Origin of the sequence: Ancylobacter sp., assembly GCF_965279025.1 — a bacterium.
GTDB lineage: Bacteria > Pseudomonadota > Alphaproteobacteria > Rhizobiales > Xanthobacteraceae > Ancylobacter.
The window spans coordinates 1259627-1273939 of sequence record NZ_OZ257132.1 but is presented as its reverse complement, the minus strand read 5'-3'; the positions used below and the strand labels follow the sequence as shown (position 1 = coordinate 1273939).

The 14313-nt window shown below is 68.5% G+C and carries 12 protein-coding genes; 7 read left to right on the top strand and 5 right to left on the bottom strand.

The features are described 5' to 3' along the window. Position 1 precedes the first annotated feature (1 nt). From larB to ACQY76_RS05920, 3 genes are read left to right on the top strand one after another with little or no spacing between them, the layout of a single operon-like run. The gene (larB, locus tag ACQY76_RS05930; RefSeq protein WP_428031972.1) at positions 2-670 is read left to right on the top strand and encodes a nickel pincer cofactor biosynthesis protein LarB; all 669 of its coding nucleotides are present in this window, start codon (positions 2-4) and stop codon (positions 668-670) included. Next, positions 670-2703: an acyltransferase family protein gene (locus ACQY76_RS05925; protein WP_428031971.1), complete on the top strand. Its 2034-nt coding sequence runs from the start codon at positions 670-672 to the stop codon at positions 2701-2703. The genes larB and ACQY76_RS05925 overlap by 1 nt, the downstream gene beginning before the upstream one ends. An 11-nt stretch (positions 2704-2714) precedes the next feature. After that, the gene (locus ACQY76_RS05920; protein ID WP_428031970.1) at positions 2715-3746 is read left to right on the top strand and encodes an SDR family oxidoreductase; all 1032 of its coding nucleotides are present in this window, start codon (positions 2715-2717) and stop codon (positions 3744-3746) included. 69 nt (positions 3747-3815) lie between these two features. Here the strand turns inward: ACQY76_RS05920 and aguA are convergent, their stop codons facing one another. The 5 genes from aguA to acnA form a co-directional block, all read right to left on the bottom strand. After that, entirely contained in the window at positions 3816-4907 is a 1092-nt protein-coding gene (gene aguA, locus ACQY76_RS05915) for an agmatine deiminase (protein ID WP_428031969.1), read from the bottom strand. Positions 4908-4925: 18 nt separating this feature from the next. Then, positions 4926-5816: an N-carbamoylputrescine amidase gene (aguB, locus tag ACQY76_RS05910; RefSeq protein ID WP_428031968.1), complete on the bottom strand. Its 891-nt coding sequence runs from the start codon at positions 5814-5816 to the stop codon at positions 4926-4928. A 25-nt stretch (positions 5817-5841) separates the two neighbouring features. After that, positions 5842-6183 (bottom strand): DUF2794 domain-containing protein, encoded by a 342-nt coding sequence (locus ACQY76_RS05905; RefSeq protein ID WP_428031967.1) that lies wholly within the window; start codon positions 6181-6183, stop codon positions 5842-5844. A gap of 374 nt (positions 6184-6557) precedes the next feature. Continuing rightward, a complete protein-coding gene (locus ACQY76_RS05900; RefSeq protein WP_428031966.1) occupies positions 6558-7364 on the bottom strand; it encodes a DUF1223 domain-containing protein in 807 nt (268 codons plus the stop codon). Between the two features lie 284 nt (positions 7365-7648). Next, positions 7649-10333: an aconitate hydratase AcnA gene (gene acnA, locus ACQY76_RS05895; protein ID WP_428031965.1), complete on the bottom strand. Its 2685-nt coding sequence runs from the start codon at positions 10331-10333 to the stop codon at positions 7649-7651. A 214-nt stretch (positions 10334-10547) separates the two neighbouring features. Between acnA and ccmA the strand changes: the two genes are divergently transcribed. The 4 genes from ccmA to atpA all read left to right on the top strand — a co-directional run bounded on the left by ccmA (position 10548) and on the right by atpA (position 14308). After that, positions 10548-11189 (top strand): heme ABC exporter ATP-binding protein CcmA, encoded by a 642-nt coding sequence (ccmA, locus tag ACQY76_RS05890; protein WP_428031964.1) that lies wholly within the window; start codon positions 10548-10550, stop codon positions 11187-11189. Beyond that, a complete protein-coding gene (ccmB, locus tag ACQY76_RS05885) occupies positions 11186-11857 on the top strand; it encodes a heme exporter protein CcmB (protein ID WP_428031963.1) in 672 nt (223 codons plus the stop codon). Before ccmA ends, ccmB begins: the two co-directional genes overlap by 4 nt. A gap of 367 nt (positions 11858-12224) precedes the next feature. Further along, a complete protein-coding gene (locus tag ACQY76_RS05880) occupies positions 12225-12779 on the top strand; it encodes a F0F1 ATP synthase subunit delta (RefSeq protein WP_428031962.1) in 555 nt (184 codons plus the stop codon). Further along, on the top strand, positions 12779-14308 hold the full coding sequence (gene atpA, locus ACQY76_RS05875; RefSeq protein ID WP_428031961.1) for a F0F1 ATP synthase subunit alpha: 1530 nt from the start codon (positions 12779-12781) through the stop codon (positions 14306-14308). The genes ACQY76_RS05880 and atpA overlap by 1 nt, the downstream gene beginning before the upstream one ends. Positions 14309-14313 lie beyond the last annotated feature (5 nt).

Below are 14313 nucleotides of genomic sequence, written 5' to 3'. Positions count from 1 at the left end.
CATGGACTTCACCTTCGACTGGCAGCGCACGGCGCGCACCGGCCTTCCCGAGGCGGTGCTGTGCAGCGCCAAGTCGTCCGGGCAGCTGGCGGAAATCCTTGCCGCCGCGCGTGCGCGCTCCGCCCGGCTGCTGCTGACGCGGCTGGAGCCGGCGGGCTTTGCGGCGCTGGACGACGCCGCGCGCGCCGGGCTCGACTATGACCCGGCCTCACGCACCGCCGTGCTCGGCGGTCCCGTGGCCCTGTCGGGCGACGACGTGGCCGTGGTGGCGGCGGGCACCTCCGACCTGCCGGTGGCGCGCGAGGCCGTGCGCACGCTGGCCTTTTGCGGGCATGAGGCGCTGCTCGTCGCCGATGTCGGCGTCGCCGGGCTGTGGCGGCTGATGGAGCGGATCGAGGCCATCCGCGCCTGCCGGGTGGTGATCGCGGTGGCGGGAATGGAGGGCGCGCTGTTCAGCGTGCTTGGCGGGCTGGTGAGCGCGCCTGTCATCGCCGTGCCGACGTCCGTCGGCTATGGCGTCGCGGAGGGCGGCAGGGCGGCGCTGTCCTCGGCGCTGGCGAGCTGCGCGCCCGGCGTGGTGAGCGTGAACATCGATAATGGCTTTGGCGCGGCCTGCGCCGCCATTAAGATGCTCGGTGTGGTTTCGCATCACGGCGGGGGCGTTCGCTGATGAAGTACCGGCCCGAGATCGACGGCCTGCGCGCCGTCGCGGTGCTTCCCGTCATCCTGTTCCATGCCGGCTTCGGTGTGTTCTCCGGCGGCTTCGTCGGCGTCGACGTGTTCTTCGTCATCAGCGGCTATCTCATCACCACCATCCTGGCCGGCGAAATGGAGGCGGGCGATTTCTCCCTCGCCCGCTTTTACGAGCGACGGGCGCGGCGCATCCTGCCGGCGCTGTTCGTGGTGGTGCTGGCCTGCGTGCCTTTCGCCTGGCTGTGGATGTTTCCCTCGCAGCTCAAGGACTTCGCGCAGTCCGTCGCGGCGGTGGCGCTGTTCGCCTCCAACATCCTGTTCTGGCGGGAGGCCGACTATTTCGCCCCCACCGCCGAGGAGAAGCCGCTGCTCCACACCTGGAGCCTGGCGGTGGAGGAACAGTTCTACATCCTGTTTCCGCGGGTGCTGTTTTTCCTCTGGCGCTACGGGCGCCGCAATGCCTTTCTCGGCATAGCCCTGCTCTCCTGCCTCAGCCTCGCGCTCTCCTATATCGGCTGGAATCACAGCCGCGAGGCGAGCTTCTATCTGCTTCCCACGCGGGCCTGGGAACTCGGCGCCGGGGCGCTGTGCGCGCTTTTCCTGCGCGAGCAGAAGGTGCGGCCGAACGCGGCGCTGTCGCTTGCCGGGCTGGGGCTGATCCTGTTCGCGGTGTTCGCCTTCGACGAGCACACGCCGTTTCCCCAGCTCTATGCGCTGGTGCCGGTGGGCGGGGCGGTGCTGATCCTGCTGTTCGCAGCGCCGAGCTCAGGGGCGGGAAGGCTGCTGGCGGCGCGCCCGCTCGTCGGAGTGGGGCTGATCAGCTACAGCGCCTATCTCTGGCACCAGCCGCTTTTCGCCTTCGCCCGGGTGCGCAGCCTCGACATGCCGGGACCGTGGCTCATGCTTGGGCTGGCGGCGGCGACGCTGCCCCTCGCCTGGCTGTCCTGGCGGTTTGTCGAGCGCCCGTTCCGCCACGGCGCTTTCGCCCGGCGGATCGGCCGACGCGAGATCTTCGCCGGGGCGGGCGTGGTTTCGGTCGCCTTTTTCTGTATCGCCGCCTTCGGCATCGCGTCCCAAGGCGCGCCCTGGCGCATGCCGACGGATGTGCGGGCGTTGCTGGAGGCCCAGCGCATGGGTGGAGAGGCTCTGGCGGCCTGTACTTATTCGGAGGAGAATCCGCTGCCGCTCGAGCCGACGCCAGACTGTGGCCGCTTTATGCGAGAAGGCCGGGCGGATGTGGTGATGATCGGCGATAGCCATTCGGCCGCTATCGCCCCGGAACTGCAAAAGGCGCTATGGGCCGAGGGTATCTCCTCCTATGCCGCCGGCTATCATGGCTGTGTCGGCTTGCCGGGCTTTTACCGGACGGAGCGGACGGCCGCCCATGCCTGCGACGCCTATAACCGGGCGATGCTGGACTTCGCCCGCCACCACGGGGCCAAGGCCGTGGTGATCGTCTCGCGCTTTGCCGCCTATGTCGACGGGACGCCCTTCGACAATGGCGAGGGCGGGGTCGAGACCGGCCTGTACCCGCGGGTCGACCTCGTGGGGCAGCCAGGTGAGCCCGAAGGAGCGCGTCGCCGGCGGGTGTTGGGCGCACTGGCGCCATCGATAGAAAAAATCGCCGACGGGCTGAACGTAGTGCTGGTCTATTCGGTACCGGAAGCCGGCTGGAACGTGCCGCTCCGCGCAGCAAGGCGCGAGCTGGAGGTGGGGGCCCGCGCCGGGCCAATAACGACGTCCCATGCGCGCTTTCTCGAACGCAATGGCGACGTGATCGCCGTCTTCGATGCCATTGACCACCCCCGCGTGTTCAAGGTGCGCCCGCACGAAGTGTTGTGCGACAAGGAGCAGGGGCGCTGCCGCAACAGCGAGGACGGCATCGCCTATTATGTGGATGATGATCATCTCGCGCCGGCTGGCTCCCGGCAACTGCTGCCGGCGCTGGTAGCGCAGGTGCGCGCCGCGCTGGCGCAGGTTCCGCCCGATGTGGCGGCCACAGCGCCGTGAGGGAGAGCTGAATGGCCCGCGTTCTGGTCACCGGCGGCTCCGGTTTCATCGCGTCTTATGTGATGCTGGCGCTGCTGCACGCCGGACACGAGGTGCGGGCGACGCTGCGTGATCGCGCCCGCGAAGCCGGGGTGCGGGCGATGCTCGCGCAAGCCGGCGCGCCGGCGGGCGGCGAGGTGAGCTTCCACAAGGCGGAGCTGCTCGCCGATGAGGGCTGGGCGGCGGCTGCCGCCGGTTGCGATTACGTGCTGCATGTCGCCTCGCCCCTGCCGGCGGGGATGATGGCGAGCGACGAGGGCCACCTGATCCGCGCGGCGCGGGAGGGCACGCTGCGGGTGCTGAAGGCGGCGCGGGAGGCGGGCGTGCGGCGGGTGGTGCTGACCTCTTCCTTTGCGGCGGTCGGGTATGGCCACCCCCCGCGCGCCGGGCTGTATGACGAGCGCGACTGGACCGATCCCGAGGGAGCGGATGTCGACGCCTATACGCGCTCCAAGACGCTGGCCGAGCGGTCGGCATGGGATTTCATCGCGCGCGAGGGCGGCGGCATGGAGCTCGCCGCGGTCAACCCGGTCGTCGTGCTCGGCCCGGCGCTGGGGCCTGACATGTCGGCCTCGCTGGATCTGGTACGGGCGCTGCTCGACGGCGCCCTGCCGGCGACGCCGCGCGTCTATCTCGGCCTCGTGGATGTGCGCGACGTCGCCGAGCTGCATGTGACGGCGATGACGGCAGCGGAGGCGGCGGGCGAGCGCTTTCTCGCCACGGCGGGCGAGGCAATATCGCTGCACGAGATGGCGCGGACGCTGCGCGCGGGGCTGGGACCGGCGGCGCGGCGGGTGCCGCGCTTCGAACTGCCGGACATCGCGGTGCCCCTCGCCGCCCTCGCCCTGCCGATGGCGCGCCTCGCCGTGCCGCGGCTCGGCATCCGCCGCAGCGCCTCCAGCGAGAAGGCGCGGCGCCGGCTGGGCTGGTCGCCTCGCCCGGCGCAGGAGGCGATCCTCGCCACGGCGGAAAGCCTGATCCGGCTCGGTCTGGTGAAGAGGTGATCGCCGTCCGTGGCAGGATGGACGCGATCCCGGCTCTCGCTGCGGGGGGCCGGGATGACGCTGCGGTTTTCAGCCCGGCGTGCCGAGGGGCTGCTGCTGGGTGATGCAGTGGATGTTACCGCCGCCGAGGATGATCTCATGCGTGGGCACGCCGACCACCTCGCGCCCCGGGAACAGGCGGCAAAGGATGGCGTGGGCGGCCTCGTCCTGCGCCGGGTCGAGCAGCGGCATCAGCACGAAGCCGTTGCCGAGGTAGAAGTTGGCATAGGAGGCGCCGAGGCGCTCGCCGGGGCGGCGTGACATGCTGCCGGTCTCGGTGCCCAGATCCAGCGCCTCCGCGCCGCTGCGGTATAGCGGGCCCGGCAGCGGCAGCGTGACGATCTCGATCGCGCGCCCGCGTGCGTCGGTCATCTTTGAGAGGCGCTCGCGGGCATCGCGGGAGATGGCGTATTGCGGATCGAGCGGGTCCTCGCAGCCGGTGAGCGCCACCACGCCGGGACGCACGAAGCAGGCGAGGTTGTCGATATGGCCGGACGTTTCGTCGTCGACCAGCCCGGCGCCGAGCCACAGCACCTTGGAGACGCCGAGATAATCCTTCAGATGCTGCTCGATTTCCTCGCGGGTGAGGTCGGGGTTGCGGTTGGCGTTGAGCAGGCATTCCTCGGTGGTCAGCACCGTGCCCTCGCCATCGACATGGATCGAGCCGCCTTCCAGCACCAGCGGCGCGGCGTAGCGCGGGGCACGCTCGATCTCCAGCATCTTGGCGGCGATCAACTCGTCCTGTTCGTAGGGGCTGTAGAGCCCGCCCCAGGCATTGAAGCCCCAATCGACGCCGCGCAGCCGGCCGGCGGCGTCGGTCACGAAGGTGGCCCCGCTGTCGCGGCACCAGGAATCGTCCGAGGACGCCTCGACCACACGCACCGAGGGCGGCAGGGCGGCGCGGGCGTGGCGCCATTGCCGGGCGGTGGCGAGCATGGTGACCGGCTCGAAGCGGGCGATGGCGGCGGCCACCGCCGCAAACGCCGCCTGCGCCGGCTCGGCGCCGTCGCGCCAATTATCCGGCCGCTCCGGCCAGATCATCCAGGTGCCGGCATGCGGCTCCCATTCCGCTGGCATGCGGAAGCCGTCGGCAGCGGGAAGGGTGGCGAGTGTATCGCTCATCGTGTGTCGCTCATGAGGTCATCCGATCGCCCGCGTCGGGGCGCGTCCGTCGAGGGAGAACAGCGGGCCGTACAGGTCCGGCCGGCGGTCGCGAAAGACGCCCCAGCTCTGGCGCTGGCGGGCGATGCCGTCGAGGTCGAAGGTGGCGGTGAGCACGGTCTCTTCGTCGCGCCCGGCTTCCGTGACCTTCTCGCCGGTGGGGCCGGCGATGAAGGAGGAACCGTAGAAGGTGATCGACGTGCCGTTGCGGCCCTCCTCCCGGCCGATGCGGTTGGAGGCGATGAGCGGCATGAGGTTGGCGCCGGCATGGCCCTGCATCACCCGCTGCCAGTGGCCGGCCGAATCGAGGCTGGCATCCTGCGGCTCGGAACCGATGGCGGTGGGGTAAAGCAGTATCTCGGCGCCGAGCAGCGCCATGGCGCGCGCGGATTCCGGGAACCACTGGTCCCAGCAGATGCCGACGCCGATGCGCCCGACGGCCGTGTCCCAAACCCGGAAACCGGTGTCGCCGGGCGAGAAGTAGAACTTCTCGGTGTAGCCGGGCCCGTCCGGGATGTGGCTCTTGCGGTAGAGGCCGAGCACCTCGCCATCCGCGTCCAGCATGGCGAGGCTGTTGAAGGTGGCCTGGCCGGCGCGCTCGAAGAAGGAGATGGGCAGCACCACGCCGAGTTCGCGGGCGAGCGCGGAAAAATGCGCGATCAGCCGGTTGCCCGCGAAGGGTTTGGCGAGGTCGAGGAATTCGTGCAACTGGTCCTGGCAGAAATACGGGGTCTCGAACAGTTCCTGCAGGAGGATGAGCTTTGCCCCGCGCGCGGCCGCCGCGCGCACCAAACCCTCCGCCCGGGCGATATTGGCCTCGATGTCCCAGTCGCAGCGCATCTGGGTGGCGGCGACAGTCAGGCTGCGCATGGAAATCTCCGAATCGGCGGGCGGGTCAGTTGACGGCGCGCAGCGGCTTTTCCAGCACCGTGATCACCCGCGCAAGCTCATGGCCGCGCTTGAGGATGAGGCCGGTCTGCGACACCACCGTGTAGGCGCCCTGCTTGCGGGCGAGGCGCGGGTCCTTCTCGATGCGATAGATCGGCACCTCGGTGGCACGCCGGAAGATGGAGAAGATGGCCTTGTCGCGGGTGAAATCGATGGCGTAGTCGCGCCATTCGCCCTGCGCGACCATGCGGCCATAGAGATCGAGAATGCGGTCGAGCTCGCGCCGGTCGAAGGTGACGCGGTCGACGCGCGCGCCGACCGGCAGGACTATCGGGTCGGTTTCCGCCACGCGGCTCCTCCGCTCGGTGCGGCCCCGCGCATGGGGCCGGCGGACTCAACGGGTGTCATGTCGGCGTCATGATCCACCGGGCGGCGGGCGGCTTCAAGCGCCTTTTCGGCGGAAGGCCGGCGCGAGGCGTCCGGCCGACAAGAAAAAGGGCCGGCGACATGGCCGGCCCTGAAGAGCAATTCGGGGATTGAACCTAGAGATAACGTCAGGCCGGTCCACAAGCACCGCGGGGGGCTGGGGGGCTGGGAAACCGATGCACTCGCGAACCGGCCCAACGCTATGAGACTGAGATTGGTAGGGGCCGGGGGCATTGCAACGGCCGAAATCGGGCCGTCTTGTGTTTTTCGTTAACGAGCGTGTGATCGACGCCGCACTCAGTCGAGCGGCTGCAGCGCCGCGCCCAGAATGCTGCCGGGCTCGGTGGACGAACCGGACTGCACGATGATGGCAACCGCGTCGGTGGGATCGCCCGGGAGCCGATGCACCGTCGCCTCGAAGCTGGCCTCGTTACCCTCCCAGGCGCCGAGCCGCGTCCAGCCGCGCACCACATTGTGGTAGACCACGTTGGCGCCCTCGTTTTCGCCGCGGGCGATGGTGACCTCCATGCGGCTCGCCACCGGGCACAGCCACACCTCACCCTTGGCCGAGCCGGGAGCGGCGGCGATGTGGACCTTCACCTTGCCGCCGGCACTCTCGACCGTGACGGGGACGGGCGGCGCGGCGATGCTCGCCAGCGTACGCTCCAGCGCCGCGCTGTCGGAGCCGATCATCATGGCGCGGCCATTCACCACCGCCTGCGGGGTGAACAGTTTTCCGTCGCCGCGCAAATGGGCATAGGCCTTCTGCCGCACGGAATGGCCGTGCTTGGCCAGTGTGTCCTTCCACCCGAGATAATCCCAATAGTCCACCGCCAGGGTGAGCGCGACGACATCCGGCCGGGCGGCAAGCTCGCCCATCAGCTTGTCGGCCGGCGGGCAGGACGAGCAGCCCTGGCTGGTGAAAAGCTCGATCACCGCCTTCGGAGTCTTAACAGGCTTCACCGGCTCGGCGGTCTCGGCGGGCGCCGGCGTGTCTTCGGCGCGGGCGGCGCCCGGCAGCGCCAGTACAAGAGCCAGCAGCGGGAAGGCCAGCGCGCGGGCGGTAAGCGCTGGCAGGCGGGGGACGAAGGCGGTCACGGACATGTTGGGCGGGGGTCCTTGGTCGCGGAATCGTCGGGCACGTGGCGGGCCGGTCCGCAGGGACGGCCGCTGTCGCAGGGCGTGGGATGGACCCGGGCCGGGCGCTGCCGGCCGGATCCGCCTCTAGCCAATAAGACCCGGCGCCTGTTGCGACCAGTCACATTCGGGTGTCGCCGCGCACGCCGCCGTGAGAGGTCGCGCACGGCGCGCGGCGGGGCTTCGCAAATGCAAAGCCGGCGCGAACCGAAGCCCGCGCCGGCTGATCATGAGGGGTGGCTCGCGCCCGCTCAGGCCGCGAGATTGCGCAGCACGAAAGGCAGGATGCCGCCATTGCGGAAGTAGTCCAGCTCGTCCAGCGTATCGATGCGGCAGGTGAGCGGCACCTGCTTGACGGTGCCGTCGGCGAAGGTGACCTCGGCGATCAGCGTCTGGCGCGGCTTGAGGTCGCCCTCAATGCCCTTAAGGGTGACGATCTCGTCGCCCTGGATGCCGAGCGACTGCCAGGATTCCTCGTTCTGGAATACCAGCGGCACCACGCCCATGCCGACCAGGTTCGAGCGATGGATGCGCTCGAAGCTCTGGGCGATGACGGCGCGGATGCCGAGCAGCGCCGTGCCCTTGGCCGCCCAGTCACGCGAGGAGCCGGTGCCGTATTCCTTGCCGGCGAACACCACGGTGGGCACGCCTTCCTGCCTGTACAGCATGGCGGCATCGTAGATCGGCATCTCCGTGCCGTCCGGCCAGTGGCGGGTGAAGCCGCCTTCCTTGCCGCTCAGCATCTGGTTCTTGATGCGGATATTGCCGAAGGTGCCGCGCATCATCACCTGGTGATTGCCGCGACGGGTGCCGTACTGGTTGAAGTCGGCCGGGCGCACCTGATGGTCGCGCAGATAATGGCCGGCGGGGCTGGCTTCCTTGATCGAGCCGGCGGGCGAGATGTGGTCGGTGGTGATGGAATCGAGGAACAGCCCGATCACCCGCGCCTGGATGATGTCGGTGACCGGCTCGGGCTCCATCTTCATGCCCTCGAAATAGGGCGGGTTCTGCACATAGGTGGAGGCGTTTTCCCAGGCATAGGTCTCGCCCAGCGGAATGGCGATCTTCTGCCAGTTCTCGTCGCCCTTGAAGACGTCGGAATACTTCTCCTGGAACATCTTCTTGGTGACGTTGGCGCGGATGAAGGCGGCGATCTCCTGGTTGGACGGCCAGACGTCCTTAAGGAACACCGGCTGCCCGTCCGAGCCGATGCCGAGCGGCTCGGTGGTGAGGTCGACCTGCAGCGAGCCGGCAATGGCATAGGCGACGACCAGGGGCGGGGAGGCGAGGTAGTTCGCCTTCACGTCCGGGTTCACGCGGCCTTCGAAGTTGCGGTTGCCGGAGATGACGGCGCCGGCGACGAGGTCGTTCTTGTTGATGGCCTCCGAGATCGGCTCCGGCAGCGGGCCGGAATTGCCGATGCAGGTGGTGCAGCCGAAGCCGACCAGGTTGAAGCCGAGCGCGTCGAGATCGCCCTGCAGGCCGGCGGCGTTGAGATAGCCCTCGACCACCTGCGAGCCGGGCGCCAGCGACGTCTTCACCCACGGCTTGGACGTCAGCCCCTTCGCCACCGCGTTGCGGGCGAGCAGGCCGGCGGCGATGAGCACGCTGGGGTTCGAGGTGTTGGTGCAGGAGGTGATGGCGGCGATGGTCACGTCGCCATGGCCGAGATCGTAATCGGTGCCGGCCACCGGAACGCGCTTGCCGGTCTCGCCGGCCTTCTTGAACTCGCCTTCCAGCGCGGCGAGGAAGCCCTGCTTGGTGCCGGAGAGCAGCACGCGGTCCTGCGGGCGCTTGGGGCCGGCGAGCGAGGGCAGCACGGTGGAGATGTCGAGCTCCAGCACGTCGGTGAACACCGGGTCGGCGGTGCCGGCGGTGCGCCACATGCCCTGCGCCTTCGAGTAGGCCTCGACCAGCGCGATGCGCTCATCGGTGCGGCCGGTCTCGTCGAGATAGGCGATGGTTTCCTGGTCGACCGGGAAGAAGCCGCAGGTGGCGCCGTATTCCGGCGCCATGTTGCCGATGGTGGCACGGTCGGCGAGGGTGAGGTGATCGAGGCCCGGGCCGAAGAACTCGACGAACTTGCCCACCACGCCCTTCTTGCGCAGCATCTGGGTGACGGTGAGCACGAGATCGGTGGCGGTGATGCCCTCCTTCATCTCGCCCGTCATCTTGAAGCCGATGACCTCGGGAATCAGCATGGAGACCGGCTGGCCGAGCATGGCGGCTTCCGCCTCGATGCCGCCCACGCCCCAGCCCAGCACGCCGAGGCCGTTGATCATGGTGGTGTGGCTGTCGGTGCCGACGCAGGTGTCGGGATAGGCGACGGTGTCGCCGTCCTCGTCCTTCGTCCAGACGGTCTGGGCGAGATATTCGAGGTTCACCTGGTGGCAGATGCCGGTGCCGGGCGGCACCACGCGGAAATTGTCGAAGGCCGACTGGCCCCATTTCAGGAAGCGGTAGCGCTCCTGGTTCTGCTTGTATTCCTCATCGACATTCTTGCCGAAGGCGGCGTTGTCGCCGAAGAAGTTCACGATCACCGAATGGTCGATGACGAGGTCGACCGGCACCAGCGGGTTGATCCGCTTGGGGTCGCCGCCCAGATGCACCATGGCGTCGCGCATGGCGGCGAGGTCGACCACGGCGGGAACGCCGGTAAAGTCCTGCATCAGCACGCGGGCGGGACGGTAGGCGATCTCGTTCTCGACCTTGCCGCGATTGATCAGCCAGTCCTTGATGAAGACGATGTCCTTCTTCGAGACGGAGCGGCCGTCTTCGAAGCGCAGCAGGTTCTCCAGCAGCACCTTCATCGAGAAGGGCAGGGCCGAGACGCCGTCGAGGCCGTTCTTCTCCGCCTCCGGCAGGCTGTAATAGACGTAGGTCCTGGACCCGACGGTGAGGGTTTTACGGCTTTTGAAGCTGTCGAGAGACGTCACGGCTGGCAGGTCCCCGCTAACAAAGTGACAGGATGCGCTGGGCCTTGGAGGGAAGAGGGCTCGCAGGCTATAGCTCGGGCAAGCCCTGGCACGGCACGGGGCGCATCGTTCAGATTTCTATATAGAGCCATTTCAAACTCCGATCCTAGAGGCTTGACGCAATGCATCGGAAATTTGTGCGGCGCGTCGCCGGCGGTAAGCGGGGGAAGGGTTGATGCGGCTGGTGGTGGAGAATCTCGCCTGCCGGCGCGGCGAGCGGCGGCTTTTCGCGGGGCTGGGCTTCACGCTGGAAGCCGGGCGGGCGCTGATCGTCACCGGGCCGAACGGCACCGGCAAATCCTCGCTGCTGCGGATCCTCGCCGGGCTGGCGCGGCCAGAATCAGGCCGGCTGCGGCTCGAGGGCGCGGCCGAGCCGGAGGATTTCGCCGAGGAGGTGCATTATCTCGGCCATCTCGACGCCCACAAGGCAGCCTTGAGCGCGCAGGAGAACCTCGCCTTCTGGCGCGCCATGCTGGGGCGCCCGGCGCTTACCGTAGCGCAGGCGATGGAGGCGGTCGGCCTGGGCGGGCTGGAGCGGCTGCCGGTGGCGGTGCTTTCGGCCGGGCAGAAGCGCCGGCTGGCGCTGGCTCGCCTGCTGGTGGCGCAGCGCCGGCTCTGGCTGCTGGACGAGCCGACCACGGCGCTTGATGCGGCGGCGCAGGCGCGCTTTGGCGAACTGGCGCGGGCGCATGTGGAAAAGGGCGGGCTGATTGTCGCCGCCACCCACGCGCCGCTCGATTTCGGCCCGTCCGACGCGCTCGATCTCGGCGCCTGGCGGCCGGCCCTCGCTGTTGCCGAGCCCGTGGAGATGGAATGAGCCGGGCCTTCCTCGCGCTGCTCACCCGCGATCTGCGGCTCGCCTTGCGCGCCGGCGGCGGGGCTGGGCTCGGCGTGGTGTTCTTCCTCGCCGTGGTGGTGGTGACGCCTTTCGCCATCGGGCCGGACCTCGCTCTGCTGGCCCGCATCGGCCCGGCGATCCTGTGGATCGGCGCGCTGCTGGCATCGCTGATCGGCCTCGACCGGCTGTTCGCCGCCGATGCCGAGGACGGCTCGCTCGACGTGCTCGCCATGGCGCCTTTGCCGCTGGAACTGGTGGCGGCGGCGAAAGGCCTGGCGCACTGGATCGCCACCGGCCTGCCGCTGGTGGTGGCGGCGCCGGTGCTGGCGCTGCTGCTGAACCTCGCGCCCGCCTCGACCGGCGCGCTCACCCTGACGCTGCTGGTGGGCACGCCGGCCATCACCTTTCTCGGGCTGATCGGCGCTGCCTTCGCCGCCGTGTTCCGGCGCGGCGGGCTGCTGGTGGCGGTGCTGGTGATGCCGCTGACCATTCCGGTGCTGATCTTCGCGGTGGCCGCGACCGGCACCGCGCTCGGCGGCACCGTGCCGTTCGGCACGCCGTTCCGAATCCTGCTCGGCCTGTCGCTGGCGGCGATGGTGCTGGGGCCGATCGCTGCCGCGGCGGCGCTGCGGGTGGCCCGCGACTGACCTCGCGCCGCCAGTGCGGGATGGCTCTGGCATGCCAGAAGCCGCGACATCCACGCGCAGCCGTGGAAAACCCGGTGCCTCGGCCGGGCGCCGGCGCGGTGCAGCAATGCGCCGCAGGCCGCACAAAGCCTTGTGGCGCCGGGAGATGGCGGGTTCGGCGGCATTCTGCGGCCGCTACGTCATTTGCCCCGCTTTTTCCCTCACGCCCTCGTGTTGCAGCACGCCGAGAGCCGTGTTAGGGAACCGCCGACCTTGGGGCCGGGTAAGGGAAATCCCTACGCCGCCTTGAGTTTGACTCCTTCCAGTCCGGAAGCAGGCGTCCCCTGTCGGGCGGCACGTGCTGCGGACAAGCCCCGAGAGAGGCAAAGTGGCCGAGACCTACGTATCCGGAGTGGCAGGACGCTACGCGACGGCGCTCTTCGAGCTGGCCCGCGACGCCAATGCTGTCGATGCGGTCAAGGCGGACCTGGAAAGGTTCAACGCCATGATCGCCGAAAGCGCCGACCTCAAGCGCCTGGTGCGCAGCCCGGTGTTCTCGTCCGAGGAGCAGGTAAAGGCGGTTACCGCCCTGCTGGCCAAGGCCGGCATTGACGGTCTTGCCGGCAATTTCTTCAAGACCGTGGCGGCCAATCGCCGCCTCTTCACCGTCGAGGCGATCCTTCGCGACTTCGAGCTGCTGGTCTCCGCCTATAAGGGCGAAGTGACGGCGGAAGTCACCGTCGCGCAGCCGCTCTCCGACGCCCACGCCGCTACGCTGAAGCAGTCGCTCGACGTGCTCACCGGCAAGAACGTCAAGCTCGCCATCGAGGTCGATCCCTCGCTGCTCGGCGGGCTGAAGGTCAAGGTCGGCTCGAAGCTCGTCGATGCCTCGCTCAAGACAAAGCTCAATTCGATCCGCACTGCGATGAAAGAGGTTCGCTGATGGATATCCGCGCCGCTGAAATTTCCGCGATCCTCAAGGAGCAGATCAAGAATTTCGGCCAGGAAGCCGAAGTCTCCGAGGTTGGCCAGGTTCTGTCCGTTGGTGACGGCATCGCCCGCATCTACGGGCTCGACAACGTCCAGGCGGGCGAGATGGTCGAGTTCGAGAACGGCACGCGCGGCATGGCGCTGAACCTCGAAATCGACAATGTCGGCGTCGTGATCTTCGGTTCCGACCGCGAGATCATGGAAGGCCAGACGGTCAAGCGCACCGGCGCCATCGTCGACGTTCCCGTCGGCAAGGGCCTGCTCGGCCGCGTCGTCGACGCCCTCGGCAACCCGATCGACGGCAAGGGTCCGATCGAGTTCACCGAGCGCCGCCGCGTCGACGTGAAGGCGCCGGGCATCATCCCGCGCAAGTCCGTGCACGAGCCGATGCAGACCGGCCTCAAGGCCATCGACGCGCTGATCCCGATCGGCCGTGGCCAGCGCGAGCTGATCATCGGCGATCGTCAGACCGGCAAGACCGCCGTCGCGCTCGACGCCATCCTGAACCAGAAGTCGATCAACGCCGGCACCGACGAGAAGGCCAAGCTCTATTGCGTCTATGTCGCGATCGGGCAGAAGCGTTCCACCGTCGCGCAGTTCGTGAAGGTGCTGGAAGAGCAGGGCGCGCTGGAATATTCCATCGTCATCGCCGCCACCGCTTCCGACGCCGCGCCGATGCAGTTCCTGGCGCCGTTCTCCGGCACCGCCATGGGCGAGTTCTTCCGCGACAACGGCATGCACGCGCTGATCGTCCATGACGATCTGTCGAAGCAGGCCGTGGCCTACCGCCAGATGTCGCTGCTGCTGCGCCGCCCGCCGGGCCGCGAAGCCTATCCCGGCGACGTGTTCTATCTCCACTCGCGCCTGCTCGAGCGCGCCGCCAAGCTCAATGACGACAACGGCGCCGGCTCGCTGACCGCCCTTCCGGTCATCGAGACCCAGGCCAACGACGTGTCGGCCTACATCCCGACCAACGTGATCTCGATCACCGACGGCCAGATCTTCCTCGAGTCCGACCTGTTCTTCCAGGGCATCCGCCCGGCGGTGAACGTCGGCCTCTCGGTGTCGCGCGTCGGCTCGTCCGCCCAGATCAAGGCGATGAAGCAGGTTGCCGGCAAGATCAAGGGCGAGCTCGCCCAGTATCGCGAACTGGCCGCCTTCGCCCAGTTCGGCTCCGACCTCGACGCCTCGACGCAGAAGCTGCTGAACCGCGGCGCCCGCCTCACCGAGCTGCTCAAGCAGTCGCAGTTCTCGCCGCTGAAGGTCGAGGAGCAGGTGGTGGTGATCTACGCCGGCACCAACGGCTATCTCGACGTCCTGCCGGTGTCCAAGGTCCGCGAGTTCGAGCAGGGTCTCCTGCTGTTCCTGCGTTCCCGCCACGCCGAGATCCTCGACACCATCCGCACGTCGAAGGAACTGTCCAAGGACACCACCGAGAAGCTCGTCAAGGCGCTCGACGCCTTCTCGAAGACCTTCGCCTGAACGGC

What these genes read in the sequence shown, in the direction of transcription:
- ACQY76_RS05920 (WP_428031970.1), top strand. Translation starts at nt 2,715, where the DNA reads ATGGCCCGCGTTCTGGTCACCGGCGGCTCCGGTTTCATCGCGTCTTAT.
- atpA (WP_428031961.1), top strand. Translation starts at nt 12,779, where the DNA reads ATGGATATCCGCGCCGCTGAAATTTCCGCGATCCTCAAGGAGCAGATC.
- aguA (WP_428031969.1), bottom strand. Translation starts at nt 4,907, where the DNA reads ATGAGCGATACACTCGCCACCCTTCCCGCTGCCGACGGCTTCCGCATG.
- ccmB (WP_428031963.1), top strand. Translation starts at nt 11,186, where the DNA reads ATGAGCCGGGCCTTCCTCGCGCTGCTCACCCGCGATCTGCGGCTCGCC.
- ccmA (WP_428031964.1), top strand. Translation starts at nt 10,548, where the DNA reads ATGCGGCTGGTGGTGGAGAATCTCGCCTGCCGGCGCGGCGAGCGGCGG.
- ACQY76_RS05900 (WP_428031966.1), bottom strand. Translation starts at nt 7,364, where the DNA reads ATGTCCGTGACCGCCTTCGTCCCCCGCCTGCCAGCGCTTACCGCCCGC.
- ACQY76_RS05925 (WP_428031971.1), top strand. Translation starts at nt 670, where the DNA reads ATGAAGTACCGGCCCGAGATCGACGGCCTGCGCGCCGTCGCGGTGCTT.
- aguB (WP_428031968.1), bottom strand. Translation starts at nt 5,816, where the DNA reads ATGCGCAGCCTGACTGTCGCCGCCACCCAGATGCGCTGCGACTGGGAC.
- larB (WP_428031972.1), top strand. Translation starts at nt 2, where the DNA reads ATGGACTTCACCTTCGACTGGCAGCGCACGGCGCGCACCGGCCTTCCC.